The sequence below is a fragment of the Flavobacteriales bacterium genome, from assembly GCA_016712535.1.
Taxonomy (GTDB): Bacteria; Bacteroidota; Bacteroidia; order Flavobacteriales_F; family PHOS-HE28; genus PHOS-HE28.
Genome location: JADJQW010000003.1, coordinates 553,272 through 572,071, shown reverse-complemented (window position 1 = coordinate 572,071; position 18,800 = coordinate 553,272). Strand labels below are relative to the sequence as shown.

The following is an 18,800-nucleotide window of genomic DNA, read 5'->3' as shown; positions in this document are numbered from 1 at the left end:
TCACCGTTGCGGATGGCTGCGCCGTTCAGGACATCCGGCGGCCCGCCACCGCTTCCACCGCACCGAGCACGGCGATGAGCCCTTGCAGCCAGAAAAGTTCGGTCATCAGCACCTGCACCCCGATCCAGATCAAGGTGCCGGCACCGAGGATGAGCGCAGCGCGCGATGCGGCTGCGGAACGGCGCAGGGTGAGCACGAGGCCAACAGCATGGCCCAGCCCGAGCACGCCGAAGAGGATCGCCCCGGGCCAGAAGAAGTCGGCGAAGAGCGTGCTGTGCATGAAATCGCGCGGCAGCTGGAGCAGGGATCCATCAGGCGCGAGCATCAGGAGCAGTCCACCGATGGTGGCGTTCAGCGCAAGGAAGCCTTGAATGACCAGCAACGCGGCTCGCATGGGACGAATTTGGTGATCGCGGAGGTAAGGGGCCATGATGGCGATGACCCACGACCTGGATGCCCGAAATGCACTGCGCTATCAACGGATCAGGCACACGTGCCCGCTGATCCGAAGATCCATGGAAGCGGAACGATCGCGTGCTCGTCCGCGCCAGGCGTAAACCCCATCGGGCACGGGCGATCCATGGGCGGTCCCATCCCAAGCCGACTGGTCCATTGCCGATGTGAAGAGCACCCTCCCCCATCGATCATAGATGGTGAACTCCAAGGCGGCATCCGGGTTGGCCATCCACAGCGGTTGCCAGCGATCGTTGATCCCGTCGTTGTTCGGGGTGAACGCATTCGGGGCGAACACCGGCGAGCCGCAATCATCCACCACAAGGATGGAAGCCGTTGCCGGGCAATGATCGGGCGCAGACACCTGCACGGTGTAGGTCCCCGCTTGCTGCACCGCGATCACCGCCGTGCTCTCGCCGGTGGACCAGCTCACCGATGCATTCGCCGGCAAGGGGCCGGGGTCGAGCACGAGCAAAGGGTGCGCGCAGAAATCGGCCACCGTATCGTTGGGCAGATGCAGTTGAATCGGTTCTGTGAGATGCACGTGGATCGTATCGGACATGATGCAGCCATAGAGGTCCGTGCTCACGCTGTATGCACCAGCACTGTCGGCCACGATGGTGACTCCTTCCTCGCCCGTTGACCATGTGTAGGTGGCGCCATCCACAGGATCCTGCACGGCCAGCGCCACCGCAGCGCACGCGTTGATGTCCGGACCGAGCTGCGGCGGCGCGATCGCGTGCACGCTCACATCGTCCACGAAGTAGTAGCTGTAGTAGGTGAGCGGGAAGTCCGTGGGCACCTCCTCGAATACCGTTGCCGCGCCGTTGCGGAAGTTCCCGATGGTGATGTACGCGAATGCCGAATCGGCCACGAAGCAGCCGTGGATGCGCGTCCAACCGTTCTTCTGATCGAGCATCACCAGCGAGCTGTTCGTGACCTGAGGGGCGGCCGTGATCGCGAATTCATCGGCGCGGTACGGAGCCTGCGTGCTCAGCAGCGCGCCGATGTCGTTCACCGCGTACTTGGAGACATCGGCGAGGCTCACGAAGAACTCCACGGCATAGGTGGCCCCGGGGATCAGCGGCGCGGCCAGCGCACGCGTCACGTACTCGTGGTCGTTGTCCGTGGCGGTGGTGACGGCCGTGGTGGAATAGAAGCAATAGAAGCCCGCGTATCCATTGCCGCTTCGGGCCGGCTCATACCCGGATTGGTTGTCCGGCACATTCATGCTGAAGGGAACGCCGAGGCAAGCGTTGAAGTAGTCGCTGGTGCCATCGGTGGGGCGTGACCAACCGGTCGCGCGATCGATCTGGCTCACGTAATCGGGGCATTGCGAAAAGGCCTCGAAGTCCCCGTTCGGAACGAGATTCTGCCCTTGCGCCTGCATCAGCAGCAGGGCTGCGGGTAGGAGCTGTGAACGCCTCACGCTCTGAAGATGCGAATCACGCGGCTCCGCGTTGCTTCACTGGACACGGACGGTTGGGCGTTGGTGCGGGTGGTGGGCAGGCCAATGCCTGCGGTTCAAGCCCCATGAAAAGCGGAAGGCTGCCCCATGGACAGCCTTCGCACGTAAGATCCGATCGCTCAGAACTTCTTGTCGATCTTCTTGATCAGCTTGGGCATCTTCTCCTGCATGTCCTTCATCAGGTTCTCAGCGGCCTCCTCGCAGAGGGGCTTGAGCTTGTCGAGGTCCATCACAGGGATCCCCTTCACCATGGCCACGGACTTCTTCGCCGGGGCGTACTCCACGAAGTTGAAGACCTTCTCCCCTTCGCTGTTGAAGAGCATGATGTTCATCACTGCGGCCACGCCGGCGGTGCCCATGCCGCCCACGGCCACCTTGGGCTGGAACTTGAAGCCGAGGTTGATGAACATGACGCCATCGGCCTTGCCCTTGAAGATCTCGAGCATCTTCATCTTGTTGCTGTTCTCCTTCTTCAGCGCATTCGGGATCAGCACCTTGTAGCCCGGGTAAGGCAGGGAGCCGTCCATGAGGCGGCTGCCGTCCTGGTCGCTCTCGCCGAACTTGCTCACGAAGGCCTTGTACTGCTCATTGCCGATCACGTCCGCTTCCGGCATGAAGTCGAAGGTGAATTCCTTGGCGTAAAGGCCGAAGAAATCATCGTGGAATTTGGCCAGCACGGAGGTGAGGTCGAAGCGGTCGTCCTTGGCCAGCGTGGCCACGCCTGCCGCCAGCGATGCATCGCCGTTCAAGTCCGATGTGTCGATGTACTTATCCACGTAGCAGGTCACTACGGCCACGGTCTTCTTCTGCGCGGAGAGGAAGGTGGTGCTGGCGAGGGCGATTCCAAGAAGGAGGTGTCTTGCGGTCATCATCGTTTGGTGTTGGGTTGCATGTTTTTCATGCGGGCGGCGAATGTAGGCCAGCCGACGGGCAGCCGGCACCCGCGACGGCCGATTCCTCACACGCTCGTCATCACCAGGCTCTCCGGCGTGAAGCGCGCTCCAGCGAATTCGATCTCCGGTTCTCGCAGCACTGCGGTGCCGGTCGTCGTGAACCCGTTGGCGCGCAGCACGCGCTCCCAATCGTCCTGCTCGTACTTCGTGAAGCCGAATGCCGTGAAGGGCATGCTCTCCATGGATGCTCGCGTGCGCAGCACGGCGGTGAATGTCCCGCCTGGTTTCAGGACGCGGCGCACTTCACGCAAATGGACGCCCGGATCGTCCCAGAAGTAGACCACGTTGATGCAGAAGACCCGGTCGAACGATGCGTCGGCGAAAGGCATGCGGTCGCTGGGACCATGAGCAAGCGATAGAACGCCGGAGGCGATGAGTTCGGCGTTCCGCTCGGTGGCTTGCTCCACCATGTCCTTGCTGAAGTCGAGGCCGTGCAATCGCAAGGCCTTTGCTCGGCGCGCGAGGTCGCCGAAGAAGAGCCCATTGCCGAATCCGATCTCGAGCACGCTCATGCCATCGCGCAGGTCAAGCGCTTCCCATGCACCCTCGTACAGCGATCGATTGGCCGCGTTCATGCGCTCGCCCACCTTGCGCGCCATGAAGCCATGCGGTTTCCGCAATTGCGCGGCCATCTGCTGCGGGGTGGGACCTTTGAACAGCAGGCGCAGGAACCGGATCGGATTCATGCGCTAAAGATGACGGTGATGGTGGGTCCGACCCTCGGACAACGCGCAGCGGATGCGGACAGCTTGGCGCCCAGCCGCACCGCCTACCGCCGGCTGTTCACCCACCTCACCCCTACCAGCCGGTCGAGGCGCTGCATGCGGTCGGTGAAGTAGAGCAGCACGGTGTAATCGTTCTCCGTCTCGAAGTGGCTGCCCTCGATGGTGGTGATATCGGCGGCGCCGGTCTCGCGCGCCAGCGTCACATAGCTGAAGTCGTAGAAGCCCTGCTTGATCAGGATCGCCGCGTGATAGGCCTTGCGCTCCGCATCCCATTGCATGCGGAAGGCCGGCTGGCATTGCCAATCGCTGAGCTGGCCGTACACGTAGGGCTCTTGCATCAGCGGCGCTTCCATGGGCAGCAAGAAATGCACGTTGAAGTAATCGGCGCCGAGCGGGTCGCCATCCACCATGTCGTTGCGCACGAGGTATTTCCCGTTGATGTCCTGCTGGCTGTTGTAGCGGCGGATGGTGCGCGGCGCCTCGGGCTGCAGCCAGGCCTCGTACACGCGCTGGCCCAGGCCGGGCACGATGCGCTCGATGCGGTTGGTGATGAAGCGCTGGTCCTTCAGGTCGAAGTTGCGGAACTCATTGCCGCCCATGAAGAGGGCCTGGTCCGGGAAATCATACACCAGCTCGGTGCCGCGAACGAAGCGGGGCTGGGCGCCGGTGCGGGCATCGTCCCACCGGAAGTTCTGCAGGATGGTGACGTGCAATTCCCCGAAGGGGTCCTGCACGGGCAGGTTGTTGGTGTTGATGGTGAGATCGACCTGCTGGGCCGCATCGCGCAGATCCACTTGGCGTGCAGGAGCCACGCGGGCATTGATGCTGGACACCGGCTCCACCACCAGCATGCGGCGCGTGAGCACCAGGTCCTCTTCATCGCCGCCGCGGTACACCTTGATCAGGTAATTGCCGCTGCGCATGGGCCTCATCTGTTCATTGGGCACCACGACCTCGTAGTGGATGAACGGCTGCAAGGTGTTGTAGCTGAGCTGGCCGGGCGGCAGGTAGGCGTTGCTGGCACCTTCGATAAAGAGGCCTACCGGGAGATCCGATGGCTGCCACGCGTGATCGCAGTGCACCAGGGTATAGGACAGGTCCTCAATGTCGGGCGCGAGGTCGTCGAAGCGCAGCACCACTTGCTCAGTGCTGCCCAGCTCGATGATGGGCGCTGCCAGCTCGAAGCCGGCCTTGAAGCATTGCACCGTGCGGATGGTGGGGCTGTACACGCGGTCGGGGGTGAGCGCGCTGACAGGCTTCGCATGCTCGACAGCCTCGTTGCCACCGCTCGCAGGAGCCGCACTCGCACAGGCCAGAAGCAGGATCGAAGAGAAGATGGCCACGCGCATGCTCACACCACCGCTGCTGATCGCGGGCCACGAAAGTAGAAGCCACAGGGTCCCGGAACATCCACCATGGCCCGCAAGGTTCCCGTTGGTCAGCGAGGCCATCTTCAGCTTGTTGAAAACCGAGGTTGAAGCAGCTCTCCGCACGACTTGGAGGCGAAAGGTGCGCGACTACATTTGCCGCCGCCCTGCCGGACGGGGTACCCGCAGCATGTCCAACACGATCCGGATCCGCAAAGGACTCGACATCCGCCTGAAGGGCGAAGCAGAGAAGGTCCTTGTGCAGGCTGATCCCGCGAAGGTCATCGCGATAAAACCGACCGATTTCCACGGCCTCGTGCCCAAGGTGCTGGTGAAGCCCGGCGACAAGGTGAAAGCGGGCACTGCCCTCTTCGCCGACAAGTACAACGAGCGCGTGCTCTATACCAGCCCTGTGAGCGGCGAGGTGGCCGATGTGCTGCGCGGCGAGAAGCGCAAGGTGCTCGAGGTGCGGATCCTGGCCGATGCCCAGACCGAGTACGAGGACTTCGGCACCGGAGAGCCCGGCTCCATGAACCGGGAGACCATCATCCAGAAGCTGCTCAAGAGCGGTGCCTGGCCGGTGATCACGCAGCGCCCGTACGACATCGTGGCCAACCCGGCCCAGGAGCCCAAAGCCATCTTCGTGAGCGCCTTCGATAGCGCTCCGCTGGCGCCTGACCTTGATCTGGTCGTGCGCAACCACGGCGCCGATTTCCAGACCGGCCTCGATGCGCTGGCCAAGCTCACCAAAGGCAAGGTGCATCTGGGCGTGAGCGATAAGACCGCCGCGCGCGAATTCCTCGATGCCAAGGGCGTGACGCGCCACAGCTTCAGCGGACCGCACCCGGCGGGCAATGTGGGCGTGCAGATCCATGCCATCAGCCCCATCAACAAGGGCGATCTGGTGTGGACCGTGAGCGTGCAGGATGTGATCCTCATCGGCCGCCTCTTCCGCCAGGGCCGCTTCGATGCTTCGCGCACCATCGCCATCACCGGCAGCATGGCGCGCAATCCGAAGTACGTGCGCACCGTGATCGGCGCACCCCTGAAGGACCTCATCGGCGGTGTTGAAGGCAAGGTGCGCGTGGTGAGCGGCAACTGCCTCACCGGCAGCACGGTGGGCGCCGATGGCTTCCTCGGATTCTACCACGGCCAGGTGACCCTGCTGCCGGAAGGCGACACGCCCAAGTTCTTCATCACCGACGGTTGGGCCACTCCGGGCTTCAACACCTTCAGCGCCAACCGCAGCTTCCCCACCTGGCTCATGCCCGGCAAGAAGTTCGCGCCGGACACCAATCAGAACGGCGAGGAGCGCGCCTTCGTGATGAGCGGACAGTACGAGCAGGTCTTCCCCTTCGACATCTATCCTGTTCAGCTGCTGAAGGCGATCCTGGCGAACGACATCGAACAAATGGAGAAGCTGGGGCTTTATGAAGTGGCGCCGGAGGACTTCGCCCTGTGCGAGTTCGTTTGCACCAGCAAGATCAATTCGCAGAGCATCGTCCGCGCCGGACTCGATGCCCTGAAGAAGGAAACCACCTGAGCGATCGGCATGAAAGCGCTGCGGAACCTCGTCGATAAGGTAAAGCCCACCTTCGCAAAGGGCGGCAAGCTCGAGAAGCTGCACTGGGTCTTCGACGGCCTGGAGACCTTCCTCTTCACCCCCGGTCACGCCACCGAGCGCGGGGCGCACATCCGCGACGGCATCGACCTGAAGCGGACCATGAGCATCGTGATCACGGCCATGATCCCCTGCCTGCTCTTCGGCATGTGGAACGTGGGCCATCAGCATTACCTGGCGCTCGGGCAGTTCATGGAGCTCGGCGATGGCTTCTGGGACAAGTTCCTCTTCGGCGCGATCAAGGTGCTGCCCATCGTGGTGGTGAGCTACGGCGTGGGCCTTGGCATCGAGTTCCTCTTCACCAGCATCAAGGGGCATCCCATCCAAGAAGGCTATCTCGTGAGCGGCATGCTCATCCCTTTGGTGATGCCTGTGGACACCCCGCTGTGGATGGTGGCCGTGGGCGCTGCCTTCGCGGTGGTGATAGGCAAGGAGGTGTTCGGCGGCACCGGCATGAACGTCGTGAACGTGGCCCTCACCGCGCGGGCCTTCCTCTTCTTCGCCTACCCCACCATGATGAGCGGCGACAAGGTGTGGGTGAGCACCAGCGTGGAAGAAGGCCAGAAGGTGGTCGACGGTTTCAGCGGCGCTACTTCATTGGGCCATGCAGCCAGCGGCGCCATCGATAAGGTGACGCCCATGATGCAGTCGTTCTGGGGCTTCGAGGCCGGCAGCATCGGCGAGACCAGCGCATTCGCCTGCCTGATCGGCGCGGCCATCCTCATCATCACCGGCATCGGCAGCTGGCGCATCATGCTGGCCACCGTGCTGGGCGGCTCGGCCATGGCAGCACTCTTCAATTGGGTGGGCCCGCAGATCGGCAACGCGTACATGCAGATCCCCATTCTCCATCAGCTCATGCTCGGCAGCTTCATGTTCGGGACGGTCTTCATGGCCACCGATCCGGTCACTGCGGCTCAGACCGATACCGGGAAATGGATCTATGGCTTCCTCATCGGTGCCATGGCCATCCTCATCCGCGTGGTGAACCCCGCCTACCCCGAGGGCATGATGCTGGCCATCCTCTTCATGAACGTGATGGCCCCGCTGATCGACCACTATGTTGTGCAGGCCAACATCAAGCGCCGCCTGAAGCGTGCTGCGCTGCAAACCGCCTAACCGAACGCCATGGCCTTCGACAAGAACAGCAATTCGTTCACCTTCATCTTCGCCACCGTGATGGTGGTGGTGGTGGGCACCCTGCTGGCGGTGACCTTCCTTGCGCTGAAGCCCGCCTACGATGAGAACATCCGCCGCGAGAAGATGCAGAACATCCTCGCCAGCATCAAGGTGAAGGTTGACCGCGATGCGGCCCCGGCCAAGTACGATGAGCTCGTGAAGGAGACCTTTCTCGTGGATGCGAACGGAGCGCCTGCAGAAGGCGATGCGTTCAGCCTCGATGTGCTGAAGCAGTACAAGGACTGGAAAGCCGGAGTGGGCAAAGCCGAGGATATGATGTACCCGGTGTACAAGGCCAATACGGATGGAAAGGAGCTCTTCGTGCTGCCCATGGTAGGCACCGGGCTGTGGGGCCCGGTCTGGGGCTACGTCAGCGTGGAGAAAGATGGTCGCACCATCTACGGCAGCACTTTCGACCACAAGGGCGAGACCCCGGGACTGGGCGCCGAGATCGCCACGCCGGTGTTCATTGACCAGTTCCCGGGCAAGACCATCACCGAAGAGGATGGCAGCTACACGGGCATCAAGGTCTACAAGGGAGGCTCAGGGACCACTGACCCGCACGGGGTCGATGGCATCAGCGGCGGCACCATCACCAGCGATGGCGTGAATGAGATGCTGATGCGCACCCTCGCCGTGTATGACAAGTACCTCAAATCCGTGGTGGCGCCTCCTGCACCGCCCGTTACCGAAGCCGTGCCGACCGACAGCCTCGCGACCGATTCCACTTCTACCAGCCTTGTGAACCCATGAGCACCGCCACCGCAGCTCCTGCAGCAAAGCCTGCCGAAGGCCTCTTCAGCAAGAAGAACCGCAAGCTCATCACGGACCCGCTGAACGATAACAACCCCATCACCGTGCAGGTGCTGGGCATCTGCAGCGCGCTGGCCATCACCGTGAAGGTGCAGAACGCCGTGGTGATGAGCCTGAGCGTGCTGGCCGTGGTGGTGGTGGGCAACATGGTGATCAGCGCCCTGCGCAACCTGATCCCCGGCCGGATCCGCATCATCGCCCAGCTGGTGATCGCCGCCGGCCTGGTCACGCTCGTGGACATCGTGCTGAAGGCATACGTGTATGATGTGAGCAAGCAGGTGGGCGTGTACGTGGGCCTGATCATCACCAATTGCATCCTCATGGGCCGGTACGAGGCCTTCGCCATGGGCAACAAGGTGTGGCCCAGCGCGCTCGACGGACTGGGCAACTCCTTGGGCTATGCGTGGATCCTGGTGGCTGTGGCCACGGTGCGCGAGATCACCGGCAACGGGTCGTGGATGGGCATCCGTTTGATCCCCGAGAGCGTGTACGCCGCGAACGGGGGCGGCTATTTCAATAACAACATGATGATCCTGCCGCCCATGGCGCTCGTGCTGGTCGGGATCATCATCTGGATACAGCGCTCGCGTAACACCAAGCTCATCGAGCAGTAACACCGTACCGCCATGAACCTGGTCAACATCTTCGTCAAGGCGATCTTCATCGACAACATGATCTTCGCCTACTTCCTGGGCATGTGCTCGTACCTGGCGGTGAGCAAGACCGTGAAGACGGCCGTGGGCCTGGGAGCCGCGGTGATCTTCGTGCTGGGCGTCACCGTGCCCGTGAACTACCTGCTCGAGAACTACGTGCTCAAGCAAGGGGCGCTGAGCTGGCTGGGCGCTGGCTTCGCCGATGTGGACCTCAGCTTCCTCGCCTTCATCATGTTCATCGCCGTGGTGGCCGCCATCGTGCAGCTCGTGGAGATGATCGTGGAGAAGTTCGCGCCCGCGCTCTACGGCGCGCTCGGCATCTTCCTGCCGCTGATCGCGGTGAACTGCTCCATCCTCGGTGGCGCGCTCTTCATGCAGGAGCGCCAGTACAGCACCATCGCCGAGGCGAGCAGCTTCGCCGTTGGAAGCGGGGTCGGCTGGTTCCTGGCCATCGTCGCCATCGCCGCCATCCGTGAGAAGCTCCGCTACAGCGACATCCCCAAGCCGCTCCGCGGACTGGGCATCACCTTCATCCTCACCGGCCTCATGGGCATTGCCTTCATGGCCTTCATGGGCATCAAGATCTGACCAATGGGCAGCACCATCCTCATCACCCTCGCGGTCTTCCTCATCGTCACGCTCGCGCTCACGGGCATCCTGCTCTACGCGAAGACCAAGCTGACGGCGAGCGGCCTGGTCAAGATCCGCATCAACGGCGAGAAGACCGTAGAGGTCGCGGCCGGCAGCACCCTGCTGAGCACCCTAAGCGAGCAGAAGATCTTCCTGCCCAGCGCCTGCGGCGGCGGCGGCACCTGCGCCATGTGCAAGTGCCAGGTGCTGGAAGGCGGCGGCGAGATCCTGCCCACCGAGGCGCCCTACTTCAGCCGCAAGGCCATCGCCGAGAAATGGCGCCTGGGCTGCCAGGTGAAGGTGAAGCAGGACATGGACATCAAGGTGCCCGAGGAGATCTTCGGCATCAAGAAGTGGGAGTGCGAGGTGGTGAGCAACTACAACGTGGCCAGCTTCATCAAGGAATTCGTGGTGAAGCTGCCGCCCGGCGAGCACCTGCACTTCGAGGCCGGCGGATACATCCAGATCGATGTGCCGCCCTGCGAAGTGGACTTCAAGGACATGGATATCACCGCCCACCCCGAACTGGTGGCGCTGGGCCGCGATCCGCAGGACTTCAAGCCCGAGTGGGACAAGTACAAGCTCTGGGACCTGAAGATGAAGAACCCCGAGCCCATCTTCCGCGCCTACTCCATGGCCAACCACCCGGCCGAAGGCAACATCGTGATGCTCAACATCCGCATCGCCACGCCGCCCTGGGACCGCGCGAAGAATGGCTGGATGGACGTGAATCCAGGTATCTGCTCGAGCTACGTGTTCAATTGCAAGCCCGGCGACAAGGTCACCATCAGCGGCCCCTACGGCGAGTTCTTCATCAAGGAGACCGGTGCTGAGATGCTCTACATCGGCGGCGGCGCCGGCATGGCCCCCATGCGCTCGCACCTCTTCCACCTCTTCCACACGCTGAAGAGCGGCCGCAAGGTGACGTACTGGTACGGCGGCCGGAGCAAGCGTGAGCTCTTCTATCTGGAGCACTTCAACAGCATCGCGCGCGAGTTCCCGAACTTCAAGTTCTTCGTGGTGCTCAGCGAGCCGCATCCCGACGACAATTGGAAAGTGAAGAAGGATGTGAACGACCCCGAGGGCGATGGCTTCACAGGCTTCGTGCACCAGGCCGTGATCGACCAGTACCTGAAGAAGCACGAAGCGCCCGAGGACATCGAGTTCTACTTCTGCGGACCGCCCATGATGAACGCCGCAGTGCTGAAGATGGTGGACGACTGGGGCGTGCCCAAGGAGAACGTGAGCTTCGACGACTTCGGCGGATAACGCATATCCGCAATGCATGCAGCAGCCGGGCCGGATGGTCCGGCTGCTCTGCTTCCTGCGCCTACTTTCACGCCTCCGAGACAACATCCGCCGGATGCTGCGCTGCGCACTCCTCTTCACCGCCCTGTGCCTAGCGCTCAGCGCCGCATGCCAGAGCGTGCCGGTGGATCAGCTCGCTCAGGACAGCAGCATCGTGTACCGCTTCGAGTTGAAGGAGGGAGCGCTCGTGATCGGCCGCATCGTGGCCGCCGATGCCGACTCCATCCACGTGGCCAGCGGCTCCTACAGCCGGCACGACATCGCGCGCAGCGACATCGCCCGGGCCACGCGTTACAACGAAGGCAACAACCGCTTCGGCAAGAACTGGTTCGAGGCGCCGGCCCCATCGCGCAACCTCATCGGACCAACGGCGATCCCGATGAAAGCGCGCGAGATCCGATTCACCACTACGTACCTGCTATTCGATGCGCTCAGCGCGGGCCTCACCAAGCGGCTCTCCGTGAGCGCGGGCCTCGAGAAGACCTCCTTGCTCAGCCAGTCGTCGGTCGGCGGCATCTACTTCGGCTCGGCGAAGTACGGCGGAGCGATCGCCGAGGGCATCCATGTGGCCGCGAGCGCCAATATCCTCAGCGTGCCTTACGGCGGTTGGGTGTTCACCAATGATCGGCGCTTGAACCTCGGCTTCCTAGGCGGCTTGGCCACGCTCGGCGATGCCGACCGCAACCTCACCGTAGGCCTCAGCTGGTCGGTGCTCGACTTCCAATGGATCACCCGCTATCCGCTGGTCACCGTGGGCGGCCAATGGCGCTTCGGCAAACGCATCGGCCTGATCTCCGAGAACTGGGTGCTGCCCATCCCGGGATCACGATCGCCCTACCTCCTCTCCTACGGCCTGCGCGTCATGGGCACACGCATCTGCGCCGACTTCGGCCTGCTCAACAGCGAGAACATCTCCAGCGTGGTTTCCATCGGCATCCCCTTCGCCTCGTTCAGCGTGAAATTGTGAGGATCCCGACCCTTTGATTTGCCAAACGACGAATCCCCGATGATCCGCTCCTTCCCCATCGCCGGCATCGCACTCGCAATCGCGCTAGGTTCATGCGGCCCCAAGAAGCCCGGATGGACCCGGCTCGAAGGCAAAGCGCAAGGCACCACCTTCACCATCACCTACCTCGACTCGCTGAGCCGCGACCTCACCATGCCCGTGGATAGCCTCTTCCGCGTGATCGATCGCAGCCTGAGCCTGTGGGACAGCACCAGCACGGTGACGCGATTCAACGCTGCTGCGGATAGCTTCATCACCGATGATCGCCATTTCCAAGTGGTGCTCGCGCTCTCGAAGCAGCAATGGAACGGAACGCAAGGCGCCTTCGACCCTACCGTGCTGCCGCTGGTGAGGGCATGGGGCCTGGGCAAGGAAGGCCGTGCTGCCCTCGACACCGCTGCGGTCGATAGCCTCATGCCATGCGTGGGCATGCCGCGCATCTACATCCCCGATAGCTGGGAACGGACAGCGGGATCAACGGCGCTCACCTTCCGCAAGAGCTCCCCGTGCGTGCAGTTCGACCCCAACGGCATCGCGCAAGGCTACACCGTCGACATGCTCGCGCTGCTGCTTCGCCAGCGGGGCATCGAGCGGTTCATGGTGGAAGTAGGCGGCGAGGTGCGCGCCTCCGGGCTGAATGATCGCGGTGAAGCGTGGTCCATCCAGATCGACAAGCCCATCGATGGCGATGCGCACGTGCAACAGACCGTGGTGCGCTTGAATGACCGCAGCCTGGCCACCAGCGGCAACTACCGCAAGTACGTCGAGCTGAACGGCAAGCGCTACGGCCACACCATCGACCCGCGCTCCGGAAGGCCCGCGATGAACGATCTGCTCAGCGCCAGCGTGATCGCCGACGATTGCGCCACCGCCGATGCGCTCGGCACCGCACTGATGGTGATGGGCACGGACGCCGCGCAGGAATGGCTCATGGCGCACCGCGAGGCAGAGGCCTACCTGATCAGCGATGATGGGAAAGGCGGGTATGCCGTGTGGATGACGGAGGAGTGGCCGAAGTGAACATGGCAGCTTGAAGATTGAAGCTTAAAGCTTAAAGCTTGAAGCTTGAAGCTTCACCCCCCAACCTCCTCGCGCTTGCACTTCTCCTCCGGCCGTGCACCGCAGAAGCCGCAACTGCCGCCTTCGGCCTGAACCAGCGGATTGTTGCTGGCGCACGTGCCGGCGAACTCACCTCCCTTCTTCGCCCAGATCTTCACAGCGATGCCCGCGAAGGCCAGAGCAAGAAGACTGACGCCTAGCAGGATGGTGATGAGGGCCGTGCTCATGCTCAAGGACTCGGTTCCGGCGCGAAGGTAGAGCCCGGATGATGCCGATCAGCTCCGGGATTCAGTCGTGAGAGCATCTTCCGGCCATGAGCGAGCTCCGATTCCGACCGCGCTTCCGGTTCCGCACGCCCCTGCACCCCGATGCCATCCGCGACCGCTTGCGCGCACAGGTGCGCGATGCGAATCCGGCTGCTTACCGGCTCAAGGGCAACCTCCCCCACATGATCCTGCAATACCCGCCCGAACACCAGCGGCTGTGGACACCGCAGATGGACATCGACCTGGAGATGGAACAGGAGCCCGGGCAGGAGACCTTCACCGTGGTGCGGTGCATGATCGGACCGGCGCCCACCGTGTGGATGATGTTCATGGGCGGCTATATCGCACTGGGCCTGCTGGCCACCTTCGGCCTGGCCATCGGCTATCCGCAATTGCGGCTGAACGAATCGCCGTGGGGCCTCTACGGCGCGGCCATCCTGGTGACCGCCGGACTGGTCCTGTGGCTGTTGGCCCAAGTGGGCAAGCATCAGGCACGAGAGCAGATGCGCGCCTTGCTGCGCTTCATGGATGCCTCGCTCGGCTGCGATAGCCTGGCCGCAGCAGAAGAGGAGCGTTCACGCTGAAGGTCCACGCCCCTTCCCGATCCACCCCAGATGCGTGTGGTGGAAATCGTCGTTGAACTTGAGGCCGTATCCGAAGATGCGGTCCATGCTGGCGTGGCCGAAGAGGATGACACCGGCTGCGGTGACCCAGCCAGACATAAGCAATAGGCCAGTGGCCAAGACCACGACGCCGACGCCCTTATGATGCAGCAGGTTGTATGTGAACGCTCCGATACTGGAGTTCAACAGGTAGCCCAGCATACCGATATCAGGCCCAACCAGCAACAACGCGTAAGCCCACCAGGTTGCGTCCGTGGCTATCAGATAGTAAGCGCACGCGAGGAACTGCGCCAGCTCCTCCAGTCTCAGCATGTTCTTCATCCATCGAGGATAGCGCGCAAAGGCCCACGGCTATCTTCCCCGCCATGTTCAAGGTGATCCGCAGCAGCGCCGGCGCGGGCAAGACGCACGCCCTCGTGAAGCATTACCTCGGGCTCTGCCTCGGCACCGCCAGCACCACCGCCTATCGGCAAGTGCTCGCGCTCACCTTCACCAACAAGGCCGCCAGCGAGATGCGCGAACGCGCCGTGGAATACCTGCGCAAGCTGAGCGCGCTGGACCTGGCGGAAGGCCACATGGCCGATGTGATGCAGGCGCTCGAAGCAACGAGCGGTGCCACGCGCGAGGAGGTCGCGCGCCGGGCCGATGCCGTGCTGCGGCACATGCTGCACCATTATGGCGATGTGGCCATCAGCACCATCGATGCCTTCACGCGGCGCGTGGCCCGGCCCTTCGCGCGCGACCTGCGATTGGATCAATCACTGCGCATGACCACCGATACCGGCTGGTACCACGACCGCGCCGTGGACGCGCTGATCGCGGAAGCAGGGACCAATGAGGAAGTGACGCGCCTGCTGGTGCAGGCTTGTGAGCAGTTGCTCGAGGATAATGCGCGCTGGGACCCCGCGGACCGCCTGCGCGCGCTGATCCACGAACTCGAGAAGGAGCGATCCATCAAGCCGCTTGAGGCGCTGAGCCGGCTCGATGCGCACAGCGCGATGCGCATAGCGAAGGAATTGCTTGACGGGATGCGTGCAGAGCGTGAGCGCATCCGCGCGGCCGGTAAGGCGGCATTGGCGGTGATGGAGAGCGCAGGCGTTCCGGATGATGCCTGGGCCGAAGGCACCAAAGGCATTCCGAATTACCTGCGCAAGATCGCCGGCTTCGATTCCGAATGGATCAATGAGGGCAAAAGCGCCACGAAGGCCATCGGCAAGGATGCCTTGCACAGCGGGAAGGCCGATGCTGGTGACAGGAGCCGCATCGGCAGCGTTGCTGATGGGTTGAAGAGCGCCTTCGCGCATGCACAAGCCACCTTGGATTCCGGCCAGCGGCGCTGCTTCCTGCTGCGCGCGATCCGGCGTGAGCTGCCAACGGCCTTCGCCCTTCATGAGCTGAGCCGTCATCTGGAACAGCTCAAGCACGATGATGGCGTGGCCTTCTTCAGCGACCTCACCCGCCGCGTGGCCGAAGTGGTGCGCGACGAGCCTGCGCCATGGATCCTCGAGCGCGTGGGCGAGCGTTACCTGCACTTCCTCATCGACGAATTCCAGGATACGAGCCTGCTGCAATGGGAATGCCTGCTGCCGCTCATCGACAACGCCTTGGGCAAGGGCGGCAGCGCCTTCATCGTGGGCGATGCCAAACAGGCCATCTACCGTTGGCGCAATGGAGAGGCGCAATTGCTCACCCGATTCCCCGCGCTGCACGGGCGCGACGATGGACCGCTGGCGGCAGAGCGGGAGGAAGCGATCCGCCGCAACTACGTCGAAGGCGACCGGCTCGTGGCCAATCGGCGTTCCTCCGCCACCATCGTCAACTTCAACAACGCGCTCTTCGATGCCTTGCCAGCGATCCTGCCCGAATCGTTGCGCAACGCATACGTGGCCCAGGAACAAGCTCCCTTCCGCACCGAGGAAGGCCTGGTGAATGTGCAGGTGCTCCCACCGGAAGTGAAGGGCGAAGAGGCCGAGGAAGCAGTGGCCAAACACCTCGTGGACTCCGTGAAAGAAGCCCTCGACGATGGCTTCCTGCCGGGCGACATCGCCGTGCTGGTGCGCAGCAAGAGCGTCGGTGCGCGCTGCGTGGAAGCCTTGAAGGTGCAGGGCTACCAAGTGAGCTCCCCCGATGGCGGCAAATTGGCGGGCAGCGAATCGGCGCAGCTGATCATCGACCTCCTGCATGTGCTTCATCGGCGCGATGAGAGCGCTGCCGCGCGTGCCTTGCAGCGCATGGCCCGGATCAACGCGCCTGCGGGTGCGGCCACCGTGGATCCCTTCCCGGAGTCGCGCAAGGGCATCGCGCTCGAGCGCATCGATCTATGGCTCCGTGAACATGGCGGCCCAAGGCTGCGCACCACGCTCACCGCATTGATGGAAGCCCTCGCGAGCGCACTCGGCCTCGATCCCGCGCTCGATGGCCAGCTGCTCGCCTTGCTCGATGAAGCGCACGACTTCGGCTTGCAGCACGGGCAGGACATCACCGCCTTCCTGGAGCATTGGGAGCGCAAGGGCGGTGAACGTGCAGCGGCGGCCTCCGCTTCGCGCGACTCCATCCAGGTCATGACCATCCACAAGGCGAAGGGCCTGGAGTTCCCGGTGGTGATCGTGCCCACCACGCAGATGCACAGCGGGGGCAACAACAAAGAGCGCCAGTGGATCGACGTAAGTTCTGAGATCACCGAGCTGCCCTATGCGCTGATCGAAACAGGCAAACCGATGAGCGAGCTCGGCCTTCCGGAACTCGTGGAGGAAGATGGCCTGAAGCTCCTGGATGAACTCAACTTGCTCTACGTCGCCTTCACGCGGCCCAAGCAGCGCCTTTACGCATTGGCCAAATCCGATCGCGCCGACCCGGTTACCAAGCAGCTCATCGCATGGCTGGCCCCGCAGCAGAGCGCGGACCGATTCATGAGCGGGGGGCGATCGGCGCCTTGGCATCAGGCAGAGGACACGATGCCGGAAATGCTGCGTCCATCCGTCGGGAACGCTGCGCAGGATCTCCCGCTGCGCTTCGAGGCGCCGGCCGACTGGGACCCCGCCGATCCCGATCCCTTGCGCCGCTTCGGCAACCTGGTGCATGATGCGCTCAGCCGCGTCAGCGTCGCGACGGACCTCCCTGCCGCGCTGCAGGCCATGCTGCGCGAAGACGCCGTGGAAGATGAAGAAGCCGCTGTGCTGCGCGAGCGGCTCGAGCCCTTGCTGCGATCGGCCGCGCTTGCGCCATGGTTCAAGCCCGGCCTCACCATCCGCAATGAGGCCACCATCATCACAGCCGACGGCCATGCGCTGCGCCCTGACCGCATCGTGATCGACGGGAAGGCCGCGCGTGTGCTCGATATCAAGACCGGAGCGCCGTCGCAGAGCCACCACGACCAAGTGCGCGGCTACATGGAGCTCTTGGGCGCGCTCGGCTTCGCCCAGGTGGAAGGCGCCCTCCTGTACACCCGCAATGGCCAGGTTGAAACCGTGCATCCGCGATGAGCACCACCTTCTGCATTAAGTCCTTCGATCGGCTCAGCACACGCGAGCTGCATGACCTGCTGAAGCTGCGCATCGATGTGTTCGTGGTGGAGCAGCATTGCCCATACCCCGAGCTCGATGGCCTCGACCTGGAGGCGCTGCACCTGCTCGGCCGCACCGCCGATGGCGCCTTGATCGCCTGCGCTCGCATCCTTCCGCCAGCTGACGACGGATTGCCCCGGATAGGCCGCGTGGCGGTGCATGAAGCGCATCGGGCCAAGGGCATCGCGCATGCGCTGATGCGATTCGCCTTGGAGGAGATTGAGCAGCGCTACGGATCGAAGCGCTCGAAGCTCTCTGCGCAATCGCACCTGCAGGCCTTCTACGCGAAGCATGGCTACTGCGCCGTGAGCGATGAGTACCTGGAGGATGGGATACCGCACGTGGACATGGAGCGGCGGGAAGGGTGAGGGCCGGGTACATCCTCTTCTTGCCTGGCCACGGTCACTCGCGAACCTTGCGCTTCCTTTGCCCGCGACCGCCTCGCGCCATGCCTCTCTCCTCCGCCCTGCTCGACCACGCCGTTGACCAATTGGCCACCCTGCCCGGCATCGGCCGGCGCACGGCCATGCGGCTGGCCTTGGAGCTGCTGCGCCGCGAGCCGCAGGAGGTGGCGCGCTTCACCGAGGCCATCCGCCGCATGCGCGAGGAGCTGCGCCGCTGCACCGTGTGCTGCAATATCAGCGATGAGGAGCAATGCGCCATCTGCCGCGACCCGCGCCGCGACAGCGGACTGATCTGCGTGGTGGAGGACATCCGCGATGTGATCGCGATCGAGGCCACGCGGCAATTCAATGGCCTGTACCACGTTCTGGGCGGCGTGATCAGCCCCATGGAAGGCATCGGCCCCGACGAACTGAATGCTACGGAACTGTTCGATCGCGTGCGCCAGGGAAGCGCTGCATCGGACGAAGCGCGGGTGAAAGAGGTGGTGCTTGCGCTCGGCGGCACCCTGGAGGGCGATACCACGGCCTTCTACCTGAACCGCCGCTTGAACGAGATGGGCGTGCTGGTCACCACCATTGCGCGCGGCATCAGCGTGGGATCGAACCTGGATCAGGCCGATGAAGCCACCCTCGGCCGGAGCATCGTGGACCGGAAGCCTTACGAGCAATTGATGAAACGATGATCGAGGAATTGGCATGGCTTGGTGGA

Annotated in this window: 19 protein-coding genes; 12 read left to right on the top strand and 7 right to left on the bottom strand. The window is 63.3% G+C overall.

Annotated features, from left to right (window positions below; translation table 11 throughout):
- Window positions 1-25 precede the first annotated feature (25 nt).
- The 5 genes from IPK70_12740 to IPK70_12720 all read right to left on the bottom strand — a co-directional run bounded on the left by IPK70_12740 (window position 26) and on the right by IPK70_12720 (window position 5,050).
- Window positions 26-394, bottom strand: coding sequence for a hypothetical protein (locus IPK70_12740; protein ID MBK8228024.1), 369 nt, complete (start codon window positions 392-394; stop codon window positions 26-28).
- Between the two features lie 81 nt (window positions 395-475).
- Window positions 476-1,882, bottom strand: coding sequence for a gliding motility-associated C-terminal domain-containing protein (locus IPK70_12735; GenBank protein MBK8228023.1), 1,407 nt, complete (start codon window positions 1,880-1,882; stop codon window positions 476-478).
- 158 nt (window positions 1,883-2,040) lie between these two features.
- Window positions 2,041-2,793, bottom strand: a complete 753-nt coding sequence (locus IPK70_12730; GenBank protein ID MBK8228022.1) for a hypothetical protein — start codon at window positions 2,791-2,793, stop codon at window positions 2,041-2,043.
- 86 nt (window positions 2,794-2,879) lie between these two features.
- Entirely contained in the window at window positions 2,880-3,560 is a 681-nt protein-coding gene (locus IPK70_12725) for a class I SAM-dependent methyltransferase (protein ID MBK8228021.1), read from the bottom strand.
- A gap of 83 nt (window positions 3,561-3,643) precedes the next feature.
- On the bottom strand, window positions 3,644-5,050 hold the full coding sequence (locus IPK70_12720; protein ID MBK8228020.1) for a DUF5103 domain-containing protein: 1,407 nt from the start codon (window positions 5,048-5,050) through the stop codon (window positions 3,644-3,646).
- A gap of 106 nt (window positions 5,051-5,156) precedes the next feature.
- Here IPK70_12720 and IPK70_12715 point away from each other — a divergent pair, with 106 nt between their 5' ends.
- The 8 genes from IPK70_12715 (at window position 5,157) to IPK70_12680 (ending at window position 13,196) form a co-directional block, all read left to right on the top strand.
- Window positions 5,157-6,509 carry a Na(+)-translocating NADH-quinone reductase subunit A gene (locus IPK70_12715; GenBank protein ID MBK8228019.1) on the top strand — a complete coding sequence of 451 codons (1,353 nt, stop codon included), beginning with the start codon at window positions 5,157-5,159 and terminating at the stop codon, window positions 6,507-6,509.
- 9 nt (window positions 6,510-6,518) lie between these two features.
- The gene (locus IPK70_12710) at window positions 6,519-7,706 is read left to right on the top strand and encodes an NADH:ubiquinone reductase (Na(+)-transporting) subunit B (protein ID MBK8228018.1); all 1,188 of its coding nucleotides are present in this window, start codon (window positions 6,519-6,521) and stop codon (window positions 7,704-7,706) included.
- A gap of 9 nt (window positions 7,707-7,715) precedes the next feature.
- Entirely contained in the window at window positions 7,716-8,519 is an 804-nt protein-coding gene (nqrC, locus tag IPK70_12705; GenBank protein ID MBK8228017.1) for an NADH:ubiquinone reductase (Na(+)-transporting) subunit C, read from the top strand.
- On the top strand, window positions 8,516-9,193 hold the full coding sequence (locus tag IPK70_12700) for an NADH:ubiquinone reductase (Na(+)-transporting) subunit D (protein ID MBK8228016.1): 678 nt from the start codon (window positions 8,516-8,518) through the stop codon (window positions 9,191-9,193). Before nqrC ends, IPK70_12700 begins: the two co-directional genes overlap by 4 nt.
- 12 nt (window positions 9,194-9,205) lie before the next feature.
- Window positions 9,206-9,820, top strand: a complete 615-nt coding sequence (nqrE, locus tag IPK70_12695) for an NADH:ubiquinone reductase (Na(+)-transporting) subunit E (GenBank protein MBK8228015.1) — start codon at window positions 9,206-9,208, stop codon at window positions 9,818-9,820.
- 3 nt (window positions 9,821-9,823) lie between these two features.
- Window positions 9,824-11,131 (top strand): NADH:ubiquinone reductase (Na(+)-transporting) subunit F, encoded by a 1,308-nt coding sequence (locus IPK70_12690; GenBank protein MBK8228014.1) that lies wholly within the window; start codon window positions 9,824-9,826, stop codon window positions 11,129-11,131.
- 94 nt (window positions 11,132-11,225) lie between these two features.
- Window positions 11,226-12,137 carry a hypothetical protein gene (locus IPK70_12685; GenBank protein ID MBK8228013.1) on the top strand — a complete coding sequence of 304 codons (912 nt, stop codon included), beginning with the start codon at window positions 11,226-11,228 and terminating at the stop codon, window positions 12,135-12,137.
- Window positions 12,138-12,176: 39 nt separating this feature from the next.
- Complete coding sequence (locus IPK70_12680) at window positions 12,177-13,196, top strand: FAD:protein FMN transferase (GenBank protein MBK8228012.1); 1,020 nt, start codon at window positions 12,177-12,179, stop codon at window positions 13,194-13,196.
- A 53-nt stretch (window positions 13,197-13,249) separates the two neighbouring features.
- Here the strand turns inward: IPK70_12680 and IPK70_12675 are convergent, their stop codons facing one another.
- Window positions 13,250-13,462 carry a cbb3-type cytochrome oxidase assembly protein gene (locus tag IPK70_12675; protein ID MBK8228011.1) on the bottom strand — a complete coding sequence of 71 codons (213 nt, stop codon included), beginning with the start codon at window positions 13,460-13,462 and terminating at the stop codon, window positions 13,250-13,252.
- Between the two features lie 86 nt (window positions 13,463-13,548).
- Between IPK70_12675 and IPK70_12670 the strand changes: the two genes are divergently transcribed.
- Entirely contained in the window at window positions 13,549-14,085 is a 537-nt protein-coding gene (locus IPK70_12670) for a hypothetical protein (GenBank protein ID MBK8228010.1), read from the top strand.
- Here IPK70_12670 and IPK70_12665 read toward each other — a convergent pair.
- Window positions 14,077-14,445, bottom strand: a complete 369-nt coding sequence (locus tag IPK70_12665; protein MBK8228009.1) for a DUF4260 domain-containing protein — start codon at window positions 14,443-14,445, stop codon at window positions 14,077-14,079. The two genes, IPK70_12670 and IPK70_12665, sit on opposite strands and share 9 nt — an antisense overlap.
- A 44-nt stretch (window positions 14,446-14,489) precedes the next feature.
- Here IPK70_12665 and IPK70_12660 point away from each other — a divergent pair, with 44 nt between their 5' ends.
- The 3 genes from IPK70_12660 (at window position 14,490) to recR (ending at window position 18,774) form a co-directional block, all read left to right on the top strand.
- Window positions 14,490-17,606, top strand: a complete 3,117-nt coding sequence (locus tag IPK70_12660; GenBank protein MBK8228008.1) for a UvrD-helicase domain-containing protein — start codon at window positions 14,490-14,492, stop codon at window positions 17,604-17,606.
- Window positions 17,603-18,055, top strand: coding sequence for a GNAT family N-acetyltransferase (locus tag IPK70_12655; GenBank protein MBK8228007.1), 453 nt, complete (start codon window positions 17,603-17,605; stop codon window positions 18,053-18,055). The genes IPK70_12660 and IPK70_12655 overlap by 4 nt, the downstream gene beginning before the upstream one ends.
- An 80-nt stretch (window positions 18,056-18,135) precedes the next feature.
- Window positions 18,136-18,774, top strand: coding sequence for a recombination protein RecR (gene recR, locus IPK70_12650; protein ID MBK8228006.1), 639 nt, complete (start codon window positions 18,136-18,138; stop codon window positions 18,772-18,774).
- The last annotated feature ends 26 nt before the right edge of the window (window positions 18,775-18,800 follow it).